Origin of the sequence: Celeribacter ethanolicus, from assembly GCF_001550095.1 — a bacterium.
Lineage (GTDB): Bacteria > Pseudomonadota > Alphaproteobacteria > Rhodobacterales > Rhodobacteraceae > Celeribacter > Celeribacter ethanolicus.
Genome location: NZ_LRUC01000033.1, coordinates 105,478 through 128,146, shown reverse-complemented (window position 1 = coordinate 128,146; position 22,669 = coordinate 105,478). Strand labels below are relative to the sequence as shown.

Genomic DNA, 22,669 nt, shown 5'->3' with positions numbered 1-22,669 from the left:
TCAAATGCAGCCTTGGGATCAAGATCATCAGGGCCTGGCCTGGCGCGTCGGTTACCGTGCTATGCAGCGTCACGCTCGGAAAGGCAGCGCACAGCGCCAGCAGCCTGTTCGGAATGGACCCCGCGCTGATGAACGTCATGTAACCAGCGCTCACCATGAGGGTGACCGCTGTTTCCAGCATATAGGGATGGTCGACGAAAAGGCTTCCCGAACATGGTAGAAGCAGACTGTCGGAAGCGATTGTTAGCCGACTGACTATCCCCGGTCACGGGGGCATTACTAGGCCCAGGTGCACACCTGTGCCACGCCTGGGCCCTCGGGAAGTGAGGCCGAAGCTTCACCCGAACGGGTCGTATTCCGAGACGATCACGACCTCGTCGCCGTCGATTTCATCGGCGGGGACGGCACCATAGGTTCCATCACCTGCCTGGAAGACGACGATCGAGACCATGAGCGTGGCGGCGAGGGAAGCGGCGAAGGCGTGAGCATCTTTGCGGGACATCTGTTTGGCTCCTGTCTTGGAGGCGGAGGACCATCCCCCGCGCGACAGGACCCCGCAGGCCCGAAGACTGGCTGACATCACCGGGTGCGTTCGGCTCGTCCGAATCCACCCGGCGGCACGGGTTCGCCCGTAGTCCGACCCCTCGCGGGTTGATCTCGAAGACAGGATTCGGGGCAAGGAAGGGAATGGCGAGCGGGGGATGGTGCGACCGCTGACTGGAGCCGTATGTTCCACTGATGCTTTCGCTGCCAGCCTCCCGGGCAGGCTCTTGGATGACGATCCCTTTCCGTATTGGAATGGATCCTATGGTGCCCCGCGATCTCGCGGGACAGGGGCGTCATGGATGAGAGGCCCGCTCTTGGGCGGGCCCCTTGGGTTCTACATAGGCTCAGGCGGCAAGCTCCGCGTCCCCTGCCCTACCGGCGTCTTCTTCGCCGACAATCTCCAGCCGCGCGTTGCGATAGCCTTCTCTGGCGATCCAGAGTTCGGCAGCCGTGACGGACTCGGCCAGGTGGAGCAGCTCCGTGCAGCCGCCGAAATCCAGCACGACGCGCACCTGTCCGGGCTTCGGCTCCTCAGCCACTTCGAATGTCAACGCACTGTCAGCCGAATGAGTCCGCATGATGGTGACAAGAATGACCCCGTCCGAAGAGAAGTTCCCCTCGTGCAGCGTGAACGACGCCGGCGCCGTCCAGGTCGGATAGGGTCGCGGCGGCTCCTTCTTGACGAGACGGCCGACGCCGTTCGAGCGCTCCCAGGCCGCGAGCTTCTTTGTGAACCGGGCGGGCGGTTTCGTTGTGCTATCGGTGTAGCGAATGAGCGCGCCCAGGGGCGCGGTTTCGAGAATGGTGGTTGGAGACATGATTCCTCATCCTGAATGCGTCATTTTGCATTCATCTTATTGATATTGTTGTATTTTATGTGATTGAGCGCGGGTTTCCCCGCCCTCGGATGGAGCGGATCACTCCGCGGCCATCATCGACGCATCATCACCCGGCAGGTCAGCGGTGAGGAAGGCGGGCAGATCGACATCCTCGGACAACTCGGTGTCGGGAACGTCACCAGACGCCCCCTGCCCTTCTTCACCTTCGAGTGCCGCCAGATCGTGACGGCGAAGCACCTCCGGCAACCAGCCGCTGCCCTTCAGAAGGCGCTCGGCCTCGGTCGCCATCTCGGCCTTCTTCAGGTGATCGAGGAGCTGCGCCGTCCCCTCCCCTTTTGCCTCGCGCACGGCTTCAAGGATCCGGGCCTTGGGCACGCGGTTCAGGTAGGTATCGGCCGTCGGCTCCCAGCCAGCCTCGACCATATCGAGATCGACTGCCTGTGCAAGCAAGTCGGCCTGCGCCATCCGTCGGGTCAGACCACTGGCGGAGATACCGGCACCGTAGGGGTTCACCTTCTCGTGGAGCGCGTTGATCCCGAAGCTAAGGCAATGCGCGAGCAAGGACAGCCGGCTCACCTGATCGAGGGAGGTCAGGTATTCCCAGAGAGCGGCATCGTCGCCAAGCGGAAGGTCGGCCTCCCACTCCGCGTGGCGATCGTCCACCAGCTTGGCAACCACGCTGTCCTTCAGATCGCTGGCCTGCGCCGACATGTAGACGTGACGCACCGATGCCTCGCAGCACCCGCCTGAAGCGCTCGACATCCGGAAAGTGTCGTTGACGAGCTTCAGGAGCAGCAGCGTCAGCGCGATGTCGGGAGAACGCCCGACAGCTTCGCGCAATGCCAAGGTGCGGTACGCCGTCAGCTCCATGACCAGCCGCTCGGGCAAGGGCTTCAAGGCACCATCGTCTTCTTCGTCCGACAGACCCGCCCCGAGCGCTTGACCAGCAGAGGTGATCACCGTGCCATGGCCGATACCATCCACGTTGCTCGTCGCCGAAAGCTCAGCGCCCTGCCTGTCTGCCGCCTGTTCACCGCTGTGGACGTCGGCCTCTGTCCGAGGTTCATCCTCCGGCCGCACAAAGCCCCGATAGACGGAAAGCTCGCCAGAGCGATCAAGCGTCACAAAGGCCCCTGCCCGCGCGATCTCCTCCGCGTCGAAGATCAGCGGCCGCGTCTCGAGCTTCTCCATCGCGACTTCGAGTTCGCCAAGGCGGGCGTCGGTCTCTTCAGGGAATTCGTCCTGGCCCTCGTACTCCTCTTCGAACGCCCGGTATTCGGCGAGCAGCTTGGCATGGGCCGCGCCTTCGTCATCCGACATCGGCGCCGGATTACCGTTGAGCCGTCGCAGGCCGTGGCTGTAGCCATAGGGCAGGTCGAGCGAGACCTCGATCCATTTCCAACCTTCGGTCGCGATGGCTTCGGCTTCAGCCTGAAGCTTCTCGCTGACCAGGCGATCGAGCAGGGCAGGGTCTTCCAGCCATCCGCCGTCGTCGCCCTGGAAGAGGTCGTGCAACATGGTGCCGCCCGCCGCCTCGTAGGCCTCGACGCCGATAAAGACGGCGCGCCGGTCAGAGGCCCGCACGGAGGTTTCCGTCAGCATGCGCCGGATCTGATAGGGCTCCTTGTTCCAGGACGACTTGATCGCCTCCCAGACCTGAATCTGACGCTCGTGGTCCGGATTGACCGTGAAGGCCATCAGCTGCTCCAGCGTCATTTCATCCTCGGCATAGAGCTCGAGCAGGGCAGGGGCCACGGCGGCGAGTTTCAGGCGCTGTTTCACCACCTGCGGCGTGACGAAGAAGGCGGCTGCGATCTCTTCATCGCCTTGACCCTTCTCCCGAAGCGCCACGAAGGCGCGGAACTGGTCGAGCGGATGCAGGGCTGCGCGCTGCATGTTCTCAGCGAGCGAGTCGTCTTCGGCGAGGATCGCGGAAGTGGCATCCCGCACGATGCAGGGAATGGGCGTGGTCTTGGCCAAGCGTTTCTGCTTCACCAGGAGAGACAGGGCCTGGAAGCGCCGACCGCCAGCGGGGATTTCGAACTTGCCGGTCTCGGAACCATCATCCGCCAGAACGGGTCGAACGCTCAGGCTCTGCAGCAACCCGCGGCGGGCGATGTCTTCGGCCAGTTCCTCGATGGAGATGCCGGCCTTGATGCGCCGGACGTTGGACTGGCTCAGCACGAGTTTGTCGAAGGGAATGTCCCGGGACGGGGACAGGGTGACTTTCTGGGCAGATTTCGCCATCAGATCTTCTCCGCGACGGGCGCCGGAAGCCACTCTCCCGATCTCACTTCCCGTCACCCCTTTCACAGCCCATCTCTACCTCTCGACATGTCCACCGCGGTGGACATCACGCAGTTGCTGCCCCAGAACGAGAAAGCCTTTCCAACAACAGTGATGGGTTGAAGTCAGTTTCTCTGCGACCGAGCGTGATGCTGTGGAAATACGCTCCAAAGTCTCGGATGCGATTGCTCATCTGGAGAATTATGAAGATGGCGCATGATGCTTTTTGAGAGCCTATCTTCTTAGCAGCCTTTTCGAAGGTGCTTTCGTGGATTCCCATCATTGGAGCGAGCGTTCTCGCGTGGCTTTCGACATCGTGCCAGTTCCTAAGTGAGTTCGTTGCGAACGATGTAGCCTGGTCACAAACGGTTGTGAGCGTTTGCAGGGGAGGTGTTTGGCTGTTGGTCCCGCTTTCTAAATCTTTTTGTTCTTTTTTAGACTTAGAATGGTGGCGGACAGTTTGCCCGTCATTGGCGGGCAGTTTCATTGTTTCTGGTGCGTCCACCGCGGTGGACATCTGTTTGCATTGAGCCTCCAGTTCGCCGAGCAAAGTACGATACTCCGCGATCGAGAGCTTCCTCCGAAGAACTCGGCGTACCTGATGAGTGAGTTCGTTCTCGGGGTCAGCTTCGTCGATCTGAGCAAGTTTGGTTAGGATTTGCTTTCGCAAAAACACGCGATCCCGACGAGCGTTTTCCATCGCTTGGGCTGTCGCAAGTAGTTCGCCGGCACGCGCGAGCAACGGAGCCAGCGACAACCCATAGCTAATGGACTGACCTTCGGAGGACTTCACTCGGTATCTCTTGCGATTTGGGCTGTCGTGGCGCTTCATGAAACCGAGTTCAACAAAGCGATCGATGTGCCTACGGAGGGTTCGTTCATCGATCCCGCCAACTCGACGGCAGATCTCGTCGTTGGAAGCGAAGACTGTGTCTCCATGCCGAGGCTTGAGAAAGCTCAGCATCGCTTGGAGCGTTTGAACATGTCCTGGACGGAGACCGAACAGGCTGCGAGTATCTCTGAGCGCGCGGAAGACTGCCCAGATGTCGGTTTCAGGTGTTGACGTGGCGGGGGTGCCCTTGCCGACGCCAAAGGTCTGAACGGAAAGCTTTGTGAATGCCATGTTTGTTGAACGACGACCGTTGCGGCCCACAACTTCCCCGGCTCTTCCCGCTGTTTTTGGCGAGAAAAGGCAACAAAAAGACGTCCACCGAATCGGTGACTCTTGACCGGTATGTCGGAGATTGCTACATCACAGGTGCTAATCAGATGATGAGGGCTCTCCGGGGGAAACCTTGGGGGGCTCTTTTCTTTTTGGTCTTCGCCTTTCTCCTCTGCTCGTGTTTTTGGTTATGACCGGGGATCAGCTCCCCGAGCCTCTCTCATTCTGCCATTGTTCAAAAAGCTGTCGCAGCGTGGTTTCCGCGCGCTCTTCGAGCCATTGGCCGAATTCCGGGTTGTCCTTGCGGGTGATCTTGATAGCGATCGACTTGCCATCGACTGAAAGTGTGCCGACAGGGCTACCACTATTGTCCTTTACCACGGTCGTTTGGCCACGGGCGCTTTGGTCGGCTGCGCCACGCGCCTTGCTGGAGCAAGCAACATAGACGGCTTGAAACTTGTCCGAGCTTGGAGTGGTGTCAGGCAGAGAGGCAAGTGTCTCACGCGCAATGTCGACAAGCGGAACCTTCTCTGAAAGTGCAGCAAGATCACCCCATTGGCGTCGACCTACGCCATGAGCCGGGCCGATAAGCCGGACAAGTTCGTCAGGCAGCTGCTCGATGACTACACGATGGTTCGACACACCTTGCCGGGTGAGGCCTAGGGCGTCCTGAATGACGCCAGGCTTGTAACCGGCCTCCTGCATCTCTTTGATAAAAAGAGATTTTTCAATGAAGGACGGATCCAGCCGCAGGTTGTTTTCCTGACCTTGCGCGATCAGAGAAGCATCATCATCGAGCGTTCGAACGATCGCTTTGACGGTTCCACCAACTCTTCGAATGGCTGCAAGTCTGCGACGCCCGTAGATGATGCGGTATCGATCCGGTTGGTCAGAGGGGCGAACCATGATCGGCACTTGCTGACCATGCTTGCGAATGCTTTCGGCGAGATCTTCAATGCTACTATCTTCCAGGATCAGGCGATCCCGGAGGCCATCCATATCGATCCGGTCGGGTTCGATATCTCGGATTGAGTTGGCAGTGATTTCCCGGAGAGAGTCCCGCAATCCGCCAACCGAGCCAGGTAGCTTCGAGGATTTGACCGGGGCAGGGGAGGGGGCTGCCGACTCTTTCTCGTCTTTCGGTGGCTGGTTGAAGATATTTCGAGCCATCAGCGACGCCCCCATGCCATTTGGATTGTCTGCTCCAGCTCATCGGCAACGCTGTTCACGCTGGTCAAAGCCCGATCAATGGTCTTCCGAATGAGCTGGCTCGGGTCTACCTCATAGATGGTTTGCTGAGTCATGCCGGCGTCAGAAATGGCTGTCGACTTCAGCATCGGTTCAGTCATGACTTGGCCCGCAAGGATTGAACGTAGGTACCCGGCCATTTGCGTTTGTGGTCCGTCCGACGGCTCGTAGCGTGTGATCAGGAACTTTACGAAGTCCCAAGTGACATGTCGTCCAATCGCCTCTTCGACGGCTTTGACCGTTTCCGAAGCGAGTTTGAGGAACTGGCTCATCGAAGCGATGTCGAGCATGCCGGGGACGACCGTCACAAGTAAGCCCGTGGACGCTGCCAATGCTGTCAATGTCAGGAAGCCCAACTGCGGAGGGCAATCGATCAGCACGATGTCATAGTCTGAGTCGACTTCCTCTAGCGCCAGAGCAAGACGCTCTGCAAAAATCGGCTGAACCCTGCGCGCAAGGGCATTCGCTGTCTCGGTTTCGTACTCGGACAACATCAAGCCAGCCGGGACCATGTCGAGCTTGTGGAAGTATGTTTTCTGGATGACCTCCGAGAGCGGAACCTGATCATCGTATCTCAATGCGTCGTAGATTGTGCCGCCTTCGGCGAATTCGAGCTCAGGCCGGAAGCCGAAAAATGTCGTCAAACTGGCCTGCGGGTCGAGGTCCAGAACAAGCACGCGGTAGCCACGCAGGGCATACCTGTGTGCCAAATGGATTGTCGCTGTTGTCTTCGAGCTGCCGCCTTTGAAATTCACGACCGAAATGACCTGAAGACGGTCACCGTCTCGGCGGCCAGGTCTGTACGCGTCAGCATTTTTGCCTGTCCGCGCCAAAATGTTGCGGAGGTCGTCAACTTCTTCGGCCGTGTAGAACCTATGACCGCGACCGTCAGTGTGAACTTCTGGGAAGCTGCCATCTTTGTGGCGGTTGCGCAGGTTCGACGTACTAACGCGCAGCAACTCGGCGACCTCGGTCGAGCTGAAGCGGCGCAAGGACTTGCGTTCTTCTGGCTCGAACGCAACTTTCATCTGCCGGTCAAGCGACTCAGCAAGACTGTCTGCGAATGCTCCGATGTCAGAAGAGCCTATGCCTTGCGCGTAGCCCGTATTTCGATCATCCATGTTCTGCCGCCTCTCATGGCCTTTGCTAAGGCTCTTTGTCGTTCTGACGGTTAAAGCCACGTCTGACGCGTTTTGCCGTCAGAATGGAAATGCCACGAACATCTGAGTCCGGCAAGAAGAATCTAGATGTAGTGCAAAAGTTATCCACAGCACCAATTTGGCCGCGCGGGGCCCGCGCTATATAACGCATTGATTCCTAACGATAAAGGCCGCGTCTGGCGAAGCCGATACCCTTCGAGATATTTTCTGCTCGCGCGAACTAACCCCAAGGCTTTGTTGGATATTTACGTGGTTTTCGTCCAGTTGAGGCGATGATTCTGTAAGATTTTGGCCGAGTGACAGGAGTAGTTTGCCGACCATCGCCGCCTACAAAAGGCCGAGACGCTCTGCCCGCTCCAGCAGCATTCTGACTGAGGAAGGCTGCCAGCTGGTGCGACCGCGAGGGGTGCGCTCACGCATGGATTCCAGTCGGTCGCAGATTGCCTGCAAGGTGATCTCGGGGTCAGCACCTTTGATTGCGGCGACAATCGCAGGCAGGCGATCGTCGGTTTCGCGACGACCGGCGCGCCCAAGCACTTCAGCCGGCAGGAATCCGTCCGCCACGTATGCCTTCACGGCGCGGAGCAGGCGGCTTTGCGTCCAGCGCCGATCATGGGGCAGGGGGCCATTGATGATCCGCAGCACGTCTTCCCAAGCCATATCGGGGCGCAGGCGGCGCACATGGGGCACCCAATCCTGCGCGGTCTCGTTGAGGCGCTCCATGTAGCCATCCTGCCGCGCCAGCCGTACCTTGCGCAGCGCTTCAGGGTCCTTGGCGCGAAGACCTGGGTTGCCGCCGACGCGGCCCTTTGAGCGTGCCGAGGCAAGTCCGGCTTTGGTACGCTCGCGGATCAGAGCGCGTTCGAACTCAGCCGCAGCGCCCAGAACCTGCAACGTGAACTTGCCCTGGGGCAAGGCAGTGTCGATCGGGTCCTGGAGCGAGCGGAAGAACGCCCCCTTGCCCTCCAGTCTTTCGATCACCTCAAGCAAGTGCGACAGAGACCGCGCAAGCCGGTCGATCCGCACGACGACCAGCGTGTCGCCCTTGCCAATCCGCTCCAGCACACGTGCAAGCACCGGCCGCGCCCGATTGCCACCTGAGGCGTGCTCTTCAAAGATCTCTGCGCAACCCGCAGATTGAAGGGCCTCGGACTGGGGCAGGGGGGTTTGATCCTCTGTGGATACGCGCGCATAGCCTATCAGGGGCATGGAAAAGAGCCGTTTGCAATTTAAGATATCGCTAATAAACGACCGTTTGTAAACAGATGCAAGGGCGCTCTCTGTGGTGCCGCTCATCAAAAACCCCTTGGTTTTCATACGCTGAGCGCGATCAGAGAGATCTCGCAGACCACCGCGCGCGCGTGCTATATAAGGTGTACAGGCGCACCCTGACAAAACACTTGGGTAAACTGCAAAACTGCCATATTTTGCACATATGAAGCCTCAAGTAACTACGCAGTATAATAGTTTTGATGATCCTCTAGTGGATGCGGAGGGGCTTGAAGTGACGTCTGAGGACGATCTGTGGTTCCTGCCCGGTCCGATGGAAGTGGAGCCGGATTATCTGCCGCCCGGACCGAGGGCAGAGCTGCGTGAAACCGCAGTCCTCGACGACTGGCGGAAGGCAGAGGCAGGCAATGCCGCCCGTCTCGCCCGTGTGGCGGGCCGGATTGGCGCGCTGGATGACCGTCTGCACCGTGGCCCGGAGGGCTGGCGGCATAGGCTCGCGCTGATGGAGGCGGCAGACCTCAGCTGGTTTGTGGGCGACCGAATTGGCCCGGATCGGCTGGCCCTCTGGATATCCATGCGCCTGTCGGGTGTGCAGGACGACACCGCAGCACTCGCGCGTGTCGGATGGGCGGTGCGGCGTCTGACAGGCGGTCCCGGCCCAGAGGTGGACCTATCCGCTTTCCTCGATCGCCGTGACCCTGAAAACATGGCCAATGAAGCCGAGCCCTTTGCGGATCGCGCGGTCGGTTGGCTTGACCTGATGGCGCAAGCCGCCGACCTGCACTCGATCACACGCGCCTGCATGGGGTTTCACCTCTGGAACCTTGCGGGCCTCAGGCAACAGGGCGACCGGACGGAAGCAGCGGTTACCGCCGCACGCATTGCCGCGAGCGAAGGCCCGAATTCGAATCGCGGGGCCATCTTTGCGCCTCTGGCTATGCGCGGGGCAGGGGGGCTGCGCGCCAGTGGCCCACCTGCTGAGCGCTTGGAGCGTTGGCTCGAGGGAATGGAAACAGCATGCCTGACCGCGATGCGGCACCTCGACGATATCCAGGCATGGTCAGTGCGGGCGGAAGCCATGATGGCCCCGCTCTCTGGCAGGACACCACCTGCATTGCGCGCTGTGCTGACCGAATGGCCCCTCGTCTCCGCCCCAATGGCCGAGACCCTGACCGGTGCCAGCCGCGGCGCCGTCCAGCGCAACCTTGCTTGGATGGAAACGCGCGACCTGATCCGCGAGGTGACCGGGCAAGGGCGTTTCCGCATGTGGCGGGCGATGCCATGAAACACCTCTACAGAAGCACTCGTTTTGGTGCGTAACATCTGTTGATAGTTCAACGGAGGCGCTGAATCGTGACAGAATGAAAATATGAGACAGTCTATTTCGACGCGCGGCTCAGCAATAGTAGTCAGATGGATTTGCAGTGTTTTCACCTATCTGTGGGATCCTCTAGTCGCTCTAGCCTCAAATTCTTCATTTCGAAATCACGAAAGAATAAGTCTCTTGGGCGCACAAACTGGGGCACGAAAATTGCGATCTCCCCGTGGACACACGGGGTCAGTTTATAGAGTTGGGCGACCGCCCCATGAAGCCGAAACAGCCGATCACCGCTCAGATCTTGATCAATGCCTGTGAACGGCGGAGCAATACTTGGCCACGGTAGCGACGGCATAGTGTTGTCGCGGGCGGCGTAAAAGTCGTCCACTTTTGCCCTTTCGGATTTCGGGAGGGCTTGGGGATATACACCGTGGACTTGTATTTGAAGGTGCGTCACGCTCATTTCCAGGATGGATTGAGCGGGCGTCAGATTGCCCGGGATTTTGGGATCAGCCGGGACAGTGTTGCGAAGATGTTGGCCTATTCGGAACCGCCGGGATATCGGCGGACAGCGCCGATCAGGCGCCCGAAGCTGGATGCGTTCACCAGCCAGATGGACCAATGGCTTGCTGAAGACAGGAGCCGCCCTCGCAAGCAGCGTCACACCGCCAAGCGTATTTTCGAGCGGTTGCGGGACGAGTGCGGTTTTGATGGCAGCTACACCATCGTCAAGGATTACGTTCGAGACCGGAAGCGGACCGGCAAGGAGATGTTCGTGCCGCTGAGCCATCCGCCCGGTCATGCACAGGCCGATTTTGGTGAAGCGCTTGTCGTGATCGGCGGCGTCGAGCAGAAGGCACACTTCTTTGCCCTCGATCTGCCGCACAGCGACGCATGCTACATCCGGGCCTATCCTGCGGCCAATACCGAGACGTGGCTTGACGGCCATGTCCATGCCTTTGCGTTCTTCGGCGCGGTTCCCCAGTCGGTTCTTTATGACAATGACCGCTGCCTGGTAGCCCGGATTCTGCCGGATGGCTCCCGGCAAAGAACCCAGCGGTTCAGCGCGATGTTGTCGCATTACGTGATCCGGGACCGCTATGGCCGTCCCGGCAAGGGCAATGACAAAGGGGCCGTGGAGGGGCTGGTCGGCTACGGACGTCGCAACTTCATGGTGCCGATCCCGTCCTTTCCGGACTGGCACGCGTTCAACGCTCACCTGGAAGAGCAGTGCCGCAAGCGCCAGGGTGATGTTCTGCGTGGCCACAAGGTCAGCATCGGGGAACGGCTGAAGGCCGATCTCGCGGCGATGCGGGATTTGCCCGGCACCCCCTTTGAGGCCTGTGAGTTGCAAAGTGGCCAGGTCACATCGACATCGGTGGTGCGTTATCGCGGCAATGATTACTCGGTGCCGGTTGCCTGCGGCCACCGTGCGGTCTGGATCAAGGGCTTCGTGACCCGGGTTGTTATCGGCTGCGGCGCCGAGGTGATCGCTGAGCATTCGCGCTCCTATGACACCGGCGACATGGTGTTTGATCCACTGCATTACCTGGCGCTGATCGAACGCAAGATCATGTCCTTCGATCAGGCCGCGCCTCTGCAGGGCTGGGAGTTGCCCGAAGCGTTCAAAACCCTGCGCCGACTGCTGGAAGCCCGGCAGGGAAAGCCGGCAAGCGCGAGTATGTGCAGGTCCTGCGCCTTCTGGAGCGCTTCGAGATTGACGTGCTGCATCTTGCCGTCAAAGATGCCCTGCGAATGGGAGCGGTCAGCTTCGATGCAATCAAGCACCTGATCTTGTGCAGGGTCGAGCAAAGGCCTCCGAGGCTGGATCTGGATGTCTATCCCTTCCTGCCCAGAACCAACATCACCACCACCTCCGCCGCATCCTACATGAGCCTGCTGGCAGGAGGTGGGGCATGACGGATGCACCCGAACTGCTGCTGGCCCACCATCTCAAAACGCTTCGGCTGCCCACGTTCTTGCGTGAACATGACAAGCAGGCCCGTATCTGCGCCGCTGAAGGCGTAGATCACGTGCGTTACCTGGCCCGGCTGACCGAGCTGGAACTGATCGACCGGGAACGGCGCATGGTGGAACGCCGGATCAAGGCCGCAAAGTTCCCGACCATCAAAAGCCTGGACAGCTTCGACTTCAAGGCGATCCCGTCGCTCAACAAGATGATGGTGCTGGAGCTGGCGCGCTGCGAATGGATCGAACGCAAGGAGAATGTGATCGCGCTCGGTCCCTCCGGCACCGGCAAGACCCATGTCGCCCTCGGGCTGGGACTGGCTGCCTGCCAGAAAGGATTGCCTGTCGCCTTCGTGACCGCCGCAGCCCTCGTGCACGAGATGATGGAGGCCCGCGACGAAAAACGCCTCCTGCAACTCCAGCGCAAACTCGCCAAGGTCAAACTGCTGATCATCGACGAGCTGGGATTCGTCCCCTTGAGCAAAACCGGCGCCGAGCTTCTGTTCGAGCTGATCTCACAGCGCTACGAGCGAGGGTCGACCCTGATCACAAGCAACCTGCCCTTCGAGGAGTGGACCGAAACCTTCGGCACCGAACGCCTGACCGGCGCGCTGCTGGATCGGCTGACACACCACGTCAACATCCTCGAGATGAACGGCGAAAGCTACCGCCTCAATCAAAGCCGCGCCCGCCTCGCCGCCGCTAACAAATGAACCTCACAGAATTGGCCTGACGGCCAATGCGCCTTGGACCGGGCTTGCTATATGAGGGCCGCACGCTCCAAGGCGCTCGCCCCAAACTGGCCGACTTTTGCTCCGCCACAATGGCCGAATTTTACTCCGCCGTTGACACGTGCATGCGTTCACGAAAATTTGCCCTTGAACCTCTAGCCACTAGAAGTCCTATCTAGTCGACGAGAATGTATATCGTTCTTGCCATTGATCGCCGGTGGGAACCGAGAGGGTATGACATGCTGACAAGACGACACTTTATTCAAACGACAACAGCGCTCTTTTCGGCGACTGTGGCCAACCCTGTGTTTGCCGATAGCTGGCCCACCGAAGCGCAGAAGGCTGAATGGGACGCGCAAGTCAGCCCGCCCGGCTTCGATCCGGCCACGTCAAACCCTTGGGGGCTACACCCGCGCTTCTTGCCTCAGCGTGTGGACGCGAAGGACGGCCTCGTGCCAGGAGACATCCATGTCGATGCGGTTGCGCGATATCTCTACCACATTGAGGAGGGTGGAACCGCGATGCGCTACGGCGTGGCGATCGCGCGGGGCAACCTCTACGAGCCAGGTGTTTATAACATCAAGCGCAAGGTCAGGTGGCCGCACTGGACGCCGACACAGAACATGATCGAGCGGGATCCCGAAAACGCAAGATGGGCCGACGGGATGGAACCCGGCCCTCAAAACGCCTTGGGATCGCGGGCGCTCTATCTCTATGTCGGAGATCGCGACACCTATCTTCGGATACACGGCACACCCTATCCGAGAAGCATCGGAGGGCGCGCGAGTTCGGGTTGCGTGCGGATGGTTATGGCACACATCAACGAGCTTTATCCGAACGTCGAGATTGGATCGACAGCACATCTTTATTCGGCTGAGGACAGTGTTACCGCGAGAAGTTGAATGAGGTAATTAGCTTTGAGCGAAATGATGTGACGTGCGGGTCGTCGTCACGCTTCCCGCGCGACGCAGATCGGATTGCCGTTCGCCGTGCGCAGCGGCAGCAAGGTCGTTTCAACGGGGCCGCTGTGTTCGTACCAGTAGCACCCGTCTTCCGGCACCAAGCGCGCGGTTGCAACATCCTGATCCGGGGCAGCCATTGCAATCACAGCTTCGGGAACGTTGCCCCGCTGGTCTGCCGCGTCGCCCGGCCCAGTCGGCTGGACTGCGCACCCGGCCGTAAGCGATAGCGCCACTGCAACCATTATTTTTTGCTTCAGCATCAAAACCCGCATCAAGCTTCCTTTCGTGTCTGTTTTTCTTTGCATCGGCTTTTCATGCCTCAAGGAATGATAGAGCCGGTCACCGCACCCTCTAGCAATAAAACAAACTGAAATACCACCGTATTTTGCTCTTGAAGCTCTAGCTACTGTAGGGGCTATGTCATTACAAAGCACCCGAATCCAGAGGTCCATTCATGCCGTCCGACACCCATCGTCACGATCACGCCGAAGATGCCCAGACAAGCGGCGGCAGCTGCTGCGGGAGCGCCGGAACGTGCGGCGACATCGTTCCAACGACGCCCGCGCCAGCGGGCGGGCGCAGTTTTCAGGTGTCCGGCCTCGATTGCGCCGAGGAGGTAGCAATCCTGAACAAGGTGGTCGGCCCGAAGATCGGCGGGGCCGAGCATCTCGCGTTCGACGTGATCAATGGACGGATGACTATTCTCGACAGCGCCAAGAGTGTATCGGACGGCGAAATTGCAGAACTGGTCGCAAGCACCGGCATGACCGCCAAGCCCTGGGATGCCGAAAACGCGTCGGTCGACCAGGCGGCCCATCTTGCACGCCAGCGGCTGTTTACGGCGCTCAGTGGCGGCTTCTGGGCCGCGGGATTTCTGTGGCACATCATCGAGACCGGCATGGGGGGGGCACTCGGCCTCTTCGCAGGGCACGGCGAAGCGCCGATGCCACTGGTCGAGGCAGGGCTATTCGCGGTTGCGATCCTGTTCGGTGTCTGGCTCGTGGCACCCAAGGCATGGTCGTCTGCACGGAGGCTGTCGCCCGACATGAACCTGCTGATGGTCGTCGCAGTCGCGGGTGCAATTGGCCTCGGCGAATTTTTCGAGGCGGCGACGGTCGCGTTCTTCTTCTCGCTCTCGCTTTTCCTCGAAAGCTGGAGCGTCGGGCGTGCGAGGAATGCGGTTTCAGCTCTGCTCGACCTGGCGCCGCCGACGGCAAGAGTTCTTAATGATGACGGCTCGGAAGCGGACGTTCCGGCTTCTGCGGTTGCTATCAACGCACGTTTCGTCGTGCGCGGCGGAGACCGCATCCCATTGGATGGTGAGGTTGTCGATGGGGCAGGGGCCGTCGATCAGGCGCCAATCACCGGAGAGAGTGCGCTGGTCCCAAAGGAACGGGGCGACGAAGTCTATGCCGGTACGATCAACGGCGAAGGCACACTGACGGTGCGCGCCACGAAGGCCGCCTCGGATACCGTGTTGGCCAAGATCATCCGCATGGTCGGTGACGCCCATGCCCGCCGCGCGCCGGTGGAGCAGTGGGTGGCGAAGTTCGCCCGCATCTACACGCCTATCGTCATGGCTCTCGCCATTGCAATTGCCCTGCTGCCGCCGCTCATTTTCGGGGGGGCCTGGGATTATTGGTTCTACAATGCACTCGTGCTGCTGGTGATCGCTTGCCCATGCGCTCTGGTCATCTCGACACCGGTCTCCATCGTCGCTGCACTCACCGCCTCAGCGCGGGCCGGGGTGCTGATCAAGGGCGGTGCATATGTTGAGGCACCGGGCAAGACCACTGCACTGGCCATGGACAAGACCGGCACGATCACCATGGGCGAGCCCGAGGTGGCGGCGGTGCATCCGCTGGGCAAAGCATCGGCGCAAGATCTGATGACCCTCGCCGCTGGGCTGGAGGCACGTTCCTCGCATCCCTTGGCGCGCGCCATTCTTGCGCGGGCAGAAGCCGACGGCATCAAGGTATCCGCCGCGGAAGATACCCGAACCGTTCCGGGCAGGGGACTTGAAGGACGCACAGACGGCCGGTCGATCTGGCTGGGGTCGGACCGGTTTGCCGAGGAGAAGGGTTTCGGCGACGCCATTCCGAAGGATTTGCGCGACCGCATCGAAGGGGCTGGCAGCACCCTTGTTGCCGTGGGCGACGACACCGGTGTCACCGGCATCTTGGAATTGCGCGACCGTATCCGCCCGGATGCCAAAGGCATCGTGGCGCAGCTTCACGCGCAGGGTGTGAAGACCATCGTCATGCTGACCGGTGACAACGAGCGGACAGCGCGCGCTGTTGCAGCCGAGGTCGGCATCGACGAGGTCCGTGCCGAGCTTCTGCCCGAAGACAAGGTGACTGCCATCGAAGAACTGGTCGAAACGCATGACATGGTGGCCATGATCGGCGACGGGGTCAACGACGCCCCGGCCATGGCGCGCGCGCATTACGCCATCGCAATGGGTGCCGTTGGTTCGGACGCGGCAATCGAGACGGCGGATATAGCCCTGATGACCGACGATCTCGGCAAGGTGCCTTGGCTGATCGGTCATTCGCGCCGGACAATGTCGATTATCCGTCAGAACATCGGTATTTCCTTGGCGACCAAGGGCGTTTTCGTCGTCGCTACTGCGTTCGGAGTGGCATCGATGTGGGGCGCTATTGCAGCCGATGTAGGAGTGTCATTGCTGGTGGTGGCCAACGCCCTGCGCCTGCTGAACAGCCAAGAGGCCAAGGCACCGCCGTCCGGCGGTGAGCAGGTTGGCGAAGGCTTGGCCAAAGGGGCGCTGGCACATGGTCATTGAACTGGGAGAACCCGGAAAGGAGCCGAGACGAGACATGAGCGTGAAGGGCAGGATGATGTGTCCGGTTTGCGAGGTGCCCTTGAGCATGACCGACCGCCAGGGGATCGAGATCGACTTTTGTCCCGATTGCCGGGGTGTCTGGCTAGACCGGGGCGAACTGGACAAGATCATCGAGCGTTCGGCACCCGATGTGACGCCTCAGCGGGTGCCTGAGCCGCGCGGCTACGACGATGATCGCGGCTACCGGCGCGGAAAGCACGGCGGCGGCGACGGCAAGCACGGCTATCGCCGCAAATCCTGGCTTCACGAGTTGTTCGATTAAGGCTTGCCGTGGCCTCCCTGCCGGTCGCCCTCAAGGCGCTGCGGTAGGCCCGCAAGGCATTCAGCGGTGAGCAGGTTGGTCCAGAGATGGCAAAGGCCGCGCTTGCCCACGGACATTGATCACGCAGCATTTGCAAGGTAACGTAATGTCCATATCAGACCTCACGAAAGAGGCATCGAGCAGTGAAAACCATCCGATTTCCCCGCCGCGCCGTCCTGTTGGGCGGGTTGGCAGCGTTTTTGTCTGGCTGTGCCAGCAAGTTCCGCAGCTATGGCGGACCCGAGGTGACCCGTGTTCGGCTTTACAAGGGGCAGCGTTTGCTTGTTCTGGACGGAGCCGATCGCGTATTGCAAACCTATCCGGTCGGGCTGGGTTTCGCTCCTGAGGGTCACAAGCAATTCGAGGGAGACGGCCGGACCCCTGAGGGCGCTTACGTAGTCGATAAGCGCAACCCCGAAAGCACGTATCATCTTTCGGTTGGCATCTCCTATCCGAATGAGGCCGACATCGCCTTTGCTGAAGCGCAGGGCCTTTCCCCCGGCGGCGACATCTTCATCCATGGTGGTCCACGCCCAGGCATCGACCCAACGGACGTCCGCGACTGGACAGCTGGCTGCATCGCGGTCACAGATCGGCAGATCGAGGACATCTATGCAATGGTGAAAGACGGAACACCGATCGACATCTACGCCTGATGGGAGGAGATGATCTTCCGTCAAATCAGGCAAATCGTCGGCACAGGGCGACGTTGATCGCTTCGATGGCGATCACGGCCAAAGTGACGCTCGCCGCCGTGGGCCAGCGCAAGCACCCGGTACGCGTAAGGACACTACAATATGTGTCCAGCCGTGGCAGTGGCGAAACAGGCGGGCCCTAGCGGGGAAGAATACGTCTGGTATCATGTCGAATTCAATCTATCCGAGGGCATAGACGATGGTCACGACGGTAATCATGACAACCATGAACATGGCGAATGCGCCAAGGGCGAGGGTACGGCCCATGTCCCGGTTCGGCTTCTCTACTTTCAGACGCAGTTCCTCCGCGGTTTCCGGAAACTCGAGCGCCGCCGCATTCGATTGGCGCATCAGGTCGTAGCGGGACGTCCAGCGCCGTTCCTCCGCCGCGTTCCAGCCGTTGAGCACCAGGATGATTGCCACGATGAGAACCATCGACGACGGGACCCAGATTACGTAGCCGCCGATTGTCTCGTCAGCCAGGGCGCGAAGTCGACCACCGCTCGCTGCGATGATTTCTGATCCATAGAGGGGCACCTCCTTGAGCGTTGTCAGGGAGCCCAGAAAGATGTTGGAAACGATCACCACGAACCCTGACATCAGTCGAGCACCGCGCCGCGCTCCTTCAGGCGGATCACGCGGATCGAACAGCATAGCAAAGTACCAAAGCCCCGCCAGCACCATAGACAGATGTGCCAGCGCTTCCATCGCCGCAATACGTTGTGTAAGGGCGTAGATCATCGGGATCTGCCAGACGAAAAGCGCGCCAATCAACAGGGAGGTGGCAGATGCAGGAAGCGCCAAGAATCGCGGGATGCGCGCACGCCCAATCGCGGCAAGGCGTCGGCGCCATTCCCTTTTCAATCCGGCTTGAAGGCCAAGCCAGGGCTGAGAAACCGCGATAAGAAGCGGTCCTACCAGTCGCAGAAGAAGATGCTCGACCTGATGTACAGAAAACAGACTGTGCCCCAATGGCGGGAGCGGCCCATTCGTCGCGACGAGGACGACCGCGAGGCCGACAAAGAAGACGGTTCGACGCCAGCCAGAAACCCTTCCGAGACAGCGAACGTGTATTTTGAGCCCACGCAAAAACAGCCATGCTGTAAGGCCGACAACAATGAGCGACACCGGTGACAGCGCATCGCCGAAAGGGTCGTAAAGAAAGAAGAGGTTCGTGATCATTCGCTCTGGCCCTCGCTCATCCGAGGACTGTCCGAGGTAGCCGGTGTGAGTCGCGAGATCCCGGAAGCGCCGCCACGGGCCAGTGACAGATCGGTCGACATGGCCAGGTATTCGCCTCGTATCCAGGAGGGAAAGAGATTGTCGTAGAATCGAGATAGCGGATGTCCCGACTGTCCGGTGGGCGAGATGTAGTATGATCCCGCTGCTTCCGATATCGACATGACCGCCTGAAAATTGCTTCCGGCACTCACAAGGAATGGACGGTCTTCTTCGACACCAAATGATGTCAAGAATAGCGTATACGGATCGCCTGAAATCGGCGCTTGAAGGGACAGCAGGTCGGTCAGCAACCCACGTGAACTGATTGGCGACCACTGCATGTCCAATCTATGCTCCTCCCCCCAGGTCCACGTCGAGGGATCGCGCCCATATCGATCGACCAGCCAGCCAAGGGCATCATCCAGGGCCACGCGAACCTGCTCCTCACATGTCTCGCGAGGTGAGGATAGGCGGATGTCGCACCAGATCGCGCTACCGCGACGATCGCTGAGTACCGCATAAAGAAAGTTTGGGTTCGGACGGGTCCAGAGTTGCTCCGCTGTCGGAAACTCGTCCTTCAAAATGCGCTGCTGCAAAGCCCGGACCCAGGTCCAGAACAGCAGAGGTTCCGGTGAATAGCGATCCATTTCGCCATTCCACGAGGCAAGCCTGTCCAGAAGCTCACGACGAAGGCTGTCCGCATCGGTGCCTTCGATGCTGTCTCTGGACTGCACGAACCAAAGCTCTTTCGCCATCAGGGGCAGGAGGGTTCGCGCCACGGAACTTACGGTGTCCCTTTGAACACCGATGGCGCCTTCCGTCGAGAAGATCGATTGCCGCGCTTCAAGCTCCGCCAGTCGAATGTCGCGAAAAGACGACGCCCGTACGGCCTCCGCTCTTGGCCATCGGGCAACGGTCTCTCGGTCAATGGCCAATGCCTCCATGCCCTTCGGCAACATGTCTGCGGCAACTCCGATGGCATCGGTCGCGTCGGCCGAACGCGCGAACAGCTCCAGCATCGTCAGGAAACCTGCCGCCCGCACGGGTGACGGCCCCCTTGGTGCCTCCTCGTCTGGCACGGGAAATGACCGGAAGGCCCAGGCGACGCGCGCATTGCGACCGACAATAACGAAAGGTACGCCCGGTATTGTGGCCCCTATGGCCGGCCCTGTCGAAAATTGAAGATCTGCGAGATACCATTCCGAGGGAAGCGACAGGGAACCGCTGATATCGGCGGCTAGAATTGGCGTTCCGGTCGCTGTTCGGTCGCCGTCGATCGCCCATGCATCAAGGCGCTGCTCCGGATCAGTCGCAAACAGTTCGGGCACTCTCAGGCGATCCGCCGGTATAATGGCACCTGATATACTCGGCATTCCTTCCCGTGCGCTTCCCGGTCGCAGGCCATTCAGGAAAGACCGGGCAATCCTCAGGCTATCGCCGGGTGTCCAGGCCGCGATCGACCGTTCGTCTGCGATCAGCAGCTCCGGAGAGCCTCGGCCACGCCCGCCTTCCGACACTAGCTCCAGCCACGCATTAACGCCGGCGGCATAGGATGCGAGCGCGTCTGAGACCGCTGGCTCAAGGTCCAAGATCTCATCCGATGGCCACGAAGCTTCCGCTTTTCGCCTTGCCCTTAACAGTTGACCGAGCCTGTCTTGGGCGTGAACGAAGCCGATCGCGAAGTAAACATCCGCAGCGGAAGCTGCGGAGATGTGCGGGACTGCCGAAGAATCTCGCAGAATGTCGACCGGTCCGCCTAAGCCTGCGACCGTGAAGTCCTCGTCGTAATCGGGAACGGATGCGCTCAGCAGAAAATAGACCAACCCGGAACCAACCGATACCGTGATGCAGATTGCCAGAAACCCGTACAGCAATATGTTGAAAAGCCGTCTCATGTCGGTGCTGTTTCGAAACCCTTCTTAAAAAAGATGCGCAAGAGGACCACCGATATGAAATAGGTGAGAAGACCGAAGGCGATCGCCGAACTCGCCGCATACTGGAGGATATCCAGCCGGTTTCCTTTTCGGCGTCGCGCCAGATATCCACCCCAGATCGCACCCGCGACAATGCCCGCGATTACCAGCATGACTTTTTCTCCGTTCTTGTTCTCTTGTTGCACCGGTGTGTGCCGACCAGACCTGCAGCCAGTCCCACGGCCCAAGTAGTGAAGATGAGAGCCAGCAGCGCCCAGTCGCCGAAGCGCGCATAGAGCGTTGACGGATGAGCAGAGGGCAGAGCCGCATCTATGACACCGGTTTCTCCGTTGCCGAGCCGCGCGACGAGGTCACCGTTTGCGTCGATGATCGCGGAGATCCCTGTGTTTGCGGCCCGGACGATGGGAAGCCCTTCCTCGACAGCGCGCATGCGTGCGGAGGCGAGATGCTGCTCCGGTCCAATGCTGGTTCCGAACCAAGCATCGTTGGTCGCATTGAAAATCCAGTCCGGCCGGAACAGGTCGTCGACCACATGCCCTGGGAAGATGATCTCATAGCAGATCGCCACGGCGACCAGCGGCACACCCGGAAGCGCAAGCGTTCGCGGGCCCGGTCCGGGCGTAAAATCGCCCAGACCCGCCGTGAGCCGCTCGATGGGCAACCAGCCGCGGAATGGCACATATTCGCCGAAGGGTACGAGATGGTGTTTCGCGTATCCGGTCAGGATTTTGCCGGTCTCGCCAAAAGCCTGGACCGTGTTGAAATATTGGATCCCATCCTCACTCGGTACACGGTCCGGCACCCCGGTGAGCAGCACGCTGCCTTCCGGTAGCGCAGCGGCAATGCGGGCCTGTGCCTCCGTATCCTCATCGAGGAAACCCGGAAAGGCGGTTTCCGGCCAGAGAAGAACGTCGAAATCGCCGCGCCGGGTTGAAAGCTCAAGATAGCGCGCGAAGGTCGCCTCGCGGTTCTCGGGCGCCCATTTCTCCTCTTGTGGAATGTTGCCCTGGACGATGCGCAAATCGACACCGGGTGGCTGTTGTGCATCCGACTGGAGGCGAAGCGTGCCGACAGCCCACATCGTCGCTATGCCGGCCAGCGCCATGAGCGAAATGGTCAATCGTTGCCGCCCGGACGCCATGGCAGCCGCGCCGGGGAGTAACGCAACGAACACGGTGAGAAAGCTTAACCCATAGCTTCCGACCCAGGCGGCGGGCTGGCGAAAAGCGGCGTAATCGACCAGAGCGTAGCTGGCGAGGTTCCACGGAAATCCTGTCAAAACGTGACCTCGCAACCACTCGGCAGCGGTCCAGGAGGTCGCGAACAGGAGGCAGGCCAAGAGACTGCCCATGGCTCCGCGCCGCGCGATTTCGGCAAAAAGCGCGGCGGCAATGGCTGGGAAAATCGCGAGACCTGCGGACAATCCCGCGACCGCCGGGATCGCCATCGTCCCAAACCGCCCGGCCTCGACGTAGAAACTTTCCGCGATCCACGAAATCCCGAAACCGAACTGGCCAAGACCAAACGCCCAGCCGACGAGGAAAGCGCGCCCGAAGGAGAGATCGCGAAGACCGACAAACAACGCGGAATAGGCAATTGGAACAAGCAGGAGAAGCGAGAAGGGCGGGAAAGTCAGAACGGTCAGCGCCCCGGCGGCGAAACCAAGCGTCATCCGCGAAAGCAAACGGTGGCGCAGAGCGATGCGGTTCAGAATTTCCGGCTTCACGACTTGATCGAACGCCGCGCGCTGATCCATGGCGCGGCGAGCAAGAGCCCCACGCCACTGACGACAAATACATCGGCCAAGTTGAAGGCAGGCCAATGTGTTGTGCCAATGTAGAAATCGAGAAAGTCTGTTACAGCCCGATACCGCACACGATCGATGACATTGCCCAGGGCTCCGCCAATGATCGCACCGTAGGCAAGCGTTTCCACCGCATTGTCGGCGCGAAACAGCATAACCCCCAGCCAAACACAGATGGCAAGAGCGAAAGCGATGAGGCTCCACCACGGCGCGCCGCCCAACATCCCGAAAGTCACGCCGTCATTACGATAAAAGACGAGGTTGAATCCCGGAAACACGGGAATTCCGGCGCTTAAAGTGACGGCATTCGCAACGACAATGGCTTTGGTGATCTGATCGATCGCGAACGCAGCAAGTGCTGCGAAGACGCCGATCATCGGAGATACCTTGTTTAGTGACAT

Annotated in this window: 19 protein-coding genes and 1 pseudogene; 7 read left to right on the top strand and 13 right to left on the bottom strand. The window is 60.1% G+C overall.

Translation table 11 applies throughout. The features are described from left to right. Nucleotides 1–337: 337 nt before the first annotated feature. The 7 genes from NH195_RS21550 to NH195_RS12840 all read right to left on the bottom strand — a co-directional run bounded on the left by NH195_RS21550 (nucleotide 338) and on the right by NH195_RS12840 (nucleotide 8,450). Complete coding sequence (locus tag NH195_RS21550) at nucleotides 338–502, bottom strand: hypothetical protein (protein WP_009574204.1); 165 nt, start codon at nucleotides 500–502, stop codon at nucleotides 338–340. 388 nt (nucleotides 503–890) lie between these two features. Further along, nucleotides 891–1,364 (bottom strand): hypothetical protein, encoded by a 474-nt coding sequence (locus NH195_RS12865; protein ID WP_038068687.1) that lies wholly within the window; start codon nucleotides 1,362–1,364, stop codon nucleotides 891–893. A gap of 99 nt (nucleotides 1,365–1,463) precedes the next feature. Continuing rightward, on the bottom strand, nucleotides 1,464–3,632 hold the full coding sequence (locus tag NH195_RS12860; protein WP_066707538.1) for a ParB/RepB/Spo0J family partition protein: 2,169 nt from the start codon (nucleotides 3,630–3,632) through the stop codon (nucleotides 1,464–1,466). Between the two features lie 106 nt (nucleotides 3,633–3,738). Beyond that, nucleotides 3,739–4,794 carry a plasmid replication protein RepC gene (repC, locus tag NH195_RS12855; RefSeq protein ID WP_058249037.1) on the bottom strand — a complete coding sequence of 352 codons (1,056 nt, stop codon included), beginning with the start codon at nucleotides 4,792–4,794 and terminating at the stop codon, nucleotides 3,739–3,741. Nucleotides 4,795–5,034: 240 nt separating this feature from the next. Further along, nucleotides 5,035–6,003 carry a plasmid partitioning protein RepB gene (repB, locus tag NH195_RS12850; RefSeq protein WP_233678008.1) on the bottom strand — a complete coding sequence of 323 codons (969 nt, stop codon included), beginning with the start codon at nucleotides 6,001–6,003 and terminating at the stop codon, nucleotides 5,035–5,037. Next, nucleotides 6,003–7,202, bottom strand: a complete 1,200-nt coding sequence (repA, locus tag NH195_RS12845; protein ID WP_028288490.1) for a plasmid partitioning protein RepA — start codon at nucleotides 7,200–7,202, stop codon at nucleotides 6,003–6,005. The genes repB and repA overlap by 1 nt, the downstream gene beginning before the upstream one ends. A 366-nt stretch (nucleotides 7,203–7,568) precedes the next feature. Further along, nucleotides 7,569–8,450: a recombinase family protein gene (locus NH195_RS12840; RefSeq protein WP_066707535.1), complete on the bottom strand. Its 882-nt coding sequence runs from the start codon at nucleotides 8,448–8,450 to the stop codon at nucleotides 7,569–7,571. Nucleotides 8,451–8,676: 226 nt separating this feature from the next. Between NH195_RS12840 and NH195_RS12835 the strand changes: the two genes are divergently transcribed. The 4 genes and pseudogenes from NH195_RS12835 to NH195_RS12815 all read left to right on the top strand — a co-directional run bounded on the left by NH195_RS12835 (nucleotide 8,677) and on the right by NH195_RS12815 (nucleotide 13,390). Continuing rightward, a complete protein-coding gene (locus NH195_RS12835) occupies nucleotides 8,677–9,756 on the top strand; it encodes a hypothetical protein (RefSeq protein ID WP_066707532.1) in 1,080 nt (359 codons plus the stop codon). Nucleotides 9,757–10,210: 454 nt separating this feature from the next. Further along, nucleotides 10,211–11,709 (top strand): annotated as a pseudogene (gene istA, locus NH195_RS12825) (IS21 family transposase). Next, nucleotides 11,706–12,470 (top strand): IS21-like element helper ATPase IstB, encoded by a 765-nt coding sequence (istB, locus tag NH195_RS12820; RefSeq protein ID WP_058317429.1) that lies wholly within the window; start codon nucleotides 11,706–11,708, stop codon nucleotides 12,468–12,470. The pseudogene istA and the gene istB overlap by 4 nt, the downstream one beginning before the upstream one ends. Nucleotides 12,471–12,727: 257 nt before the next feature. Then, a complete protein-coding gene (locus tag NH195_RS12815) occupies nucleotides 12,728–13,390 on the top strand; it encodes a L,D-transpeptidase (RefSeq protein WP_009503854.1) in 663 nt (220 codons plus the stop codon). A 47-nt stretch (nucleotides 13,391–13,437) separates the two neighbouring features. Here NH195_RS12815 and NH195_RS12810 read toward each other — a convergent pair whose 3' ends face one another. Further along, nucleotides 13,438–13,722: a hypothetical protein gene (locus NH195_RS12810; protein ID WP_066707528.1), complete on the bottom strand. Its 285-nt coding sequence runs from the start codon at nucleotides 13,720–13,722 to the stop codon at nucleotides 13,438–13,440. 182 nt (nucleotides 13,723–13,904) lie between these two features. Between NH195_RS12810 and NH195_RS12805 the strand changes: the two genes are divergently transcribed. The 3 genes from NH195_RS12805 to NH195_RS12795 all read left to right on the top strand — a co-directional run bounded on the left by NH195_RS12805 (nucleotide 13,905) and on the right by NH195_RS12795 (nucleotide 17,270). Then, nucleotides 13,905–16,253 carry a heavy metal translocating P-type ATPase gene (locus NH195_RS12805; RefSeq protein ID WP_066707526.1) on the top strand — a complete coding sequence of 783 codons (2,349 nt, stop codon included), beginning with the start codon at nucleotides 13,905–13,907 and terminating at the stop codon, nucleotides 16,251–16,253. A 34-nt stretch (nucleotides 16,254–16,287) separates the two neighbouring features. Next, on the top strand, nucleotides 16,288–16,575 hold the full coding sequence (locus tag NH195_RS12800; protein ID WP_066707524.1) for a TFIIB-type zinc ribbon-containing protein: 288 nt from the start codon (nucleotides 16,288–16,290) through the stop codon (nucleotides 16,573–16,575). Between the two features lie 182 nt (nucleotides 16,576–16,757). Then, the gene (locus tag NH195_RS12795) at nucleotides 16,758–17,270 is read left to right on the top strand and encodes a L,D-transpeptidase family protein (RefSeq protein WP_040618649.1); all 513 of its coding nucleotides are present in this window, start codon (nucleotides 16,758–16,760) and stop codon (nucleotides 17,268–17,270) included. A gap of 219 nt (nucleotides 17,271–17,489) precedes the next feature. Here NH195_RS12795 and NH195_RS12790 read toward each other — a convergent pair whose 3' ends face one another. From NH195_RS12790 to lspA, 5 genes are read right to left on the bottom strand one after another with little or no spacing between them, the layout of a single operon-like run. Beyond that, nucleotides 17,490–18,491, bottom strand: a complete 1,002-nt coding sequence (locus NH195_RS12790) for a cytochrome c oxidase assembly protein (protein ID WP_009815494.1) — start codon at nucleotides 18,489–18,491, stop codon at nucleotides 17,490–17,492. Continuing rightward, the gene (locus NH195_RS12785) at nucleotides 18,488–20,425 is read right to left on the bottom strand and encodes a penicillin acylase family protein (protein ID WP_066707513.1); all 1,938 of its coding nucleotides are present in this window, start codon (nucleotides 20,423–20,425) and stop codon (nucleotides 18,488–18,490) included. Before NH195_RS12785 ends, NH195_RS12790 begins: the two co-directional genes overlap by 4 nt. After that, nucleotides 20,422–20,616, bottom strand: a complete 195-nt coding sequence (locus NH195_RS12780; RefSeq protein ID WP_066707510.1) for a hypothetical protein — start codon at nucleotides 20,614–20,616, stop codon at nucleotides 20,422–20,424. The genes NH195_RS12785 and NH195_RS12780 overlap by 4 nt, the downstream gene beginning before the upstream one ends. Continuing rightward, entirely contained in the window at nucleotides 20,607–22,220 is a 1,614-nt protein-coding gene (lnt, locus tag NH195_RS12775; protein WP_066707507.1) for an apolipoprotein N-acyltransferase, read from the bottom strand. Before lnt ends, NH195_RS12780 begins: the two co-directional genes overlap by 10 nt. Beyond that, the gene (gene lspA / locus NH195_RS12770; protein ID WP_018001715.1) at nucleotides 22,187–22,645 is read right to left on the bottom strand and encodes a signal peptidase II; all 459 of its coding nucleotides are present in this window, start codon (nucleotides 22,643–22,645) and stop codon (nucleotides 22,187–22,189) included. The genes lnt and lspA overlap by 34 nt, the downstream gene beginning before the upstream one ends. Between the last annotated feature and the right edge of the window lie 24 nt (nucleotides 22,646–22,669).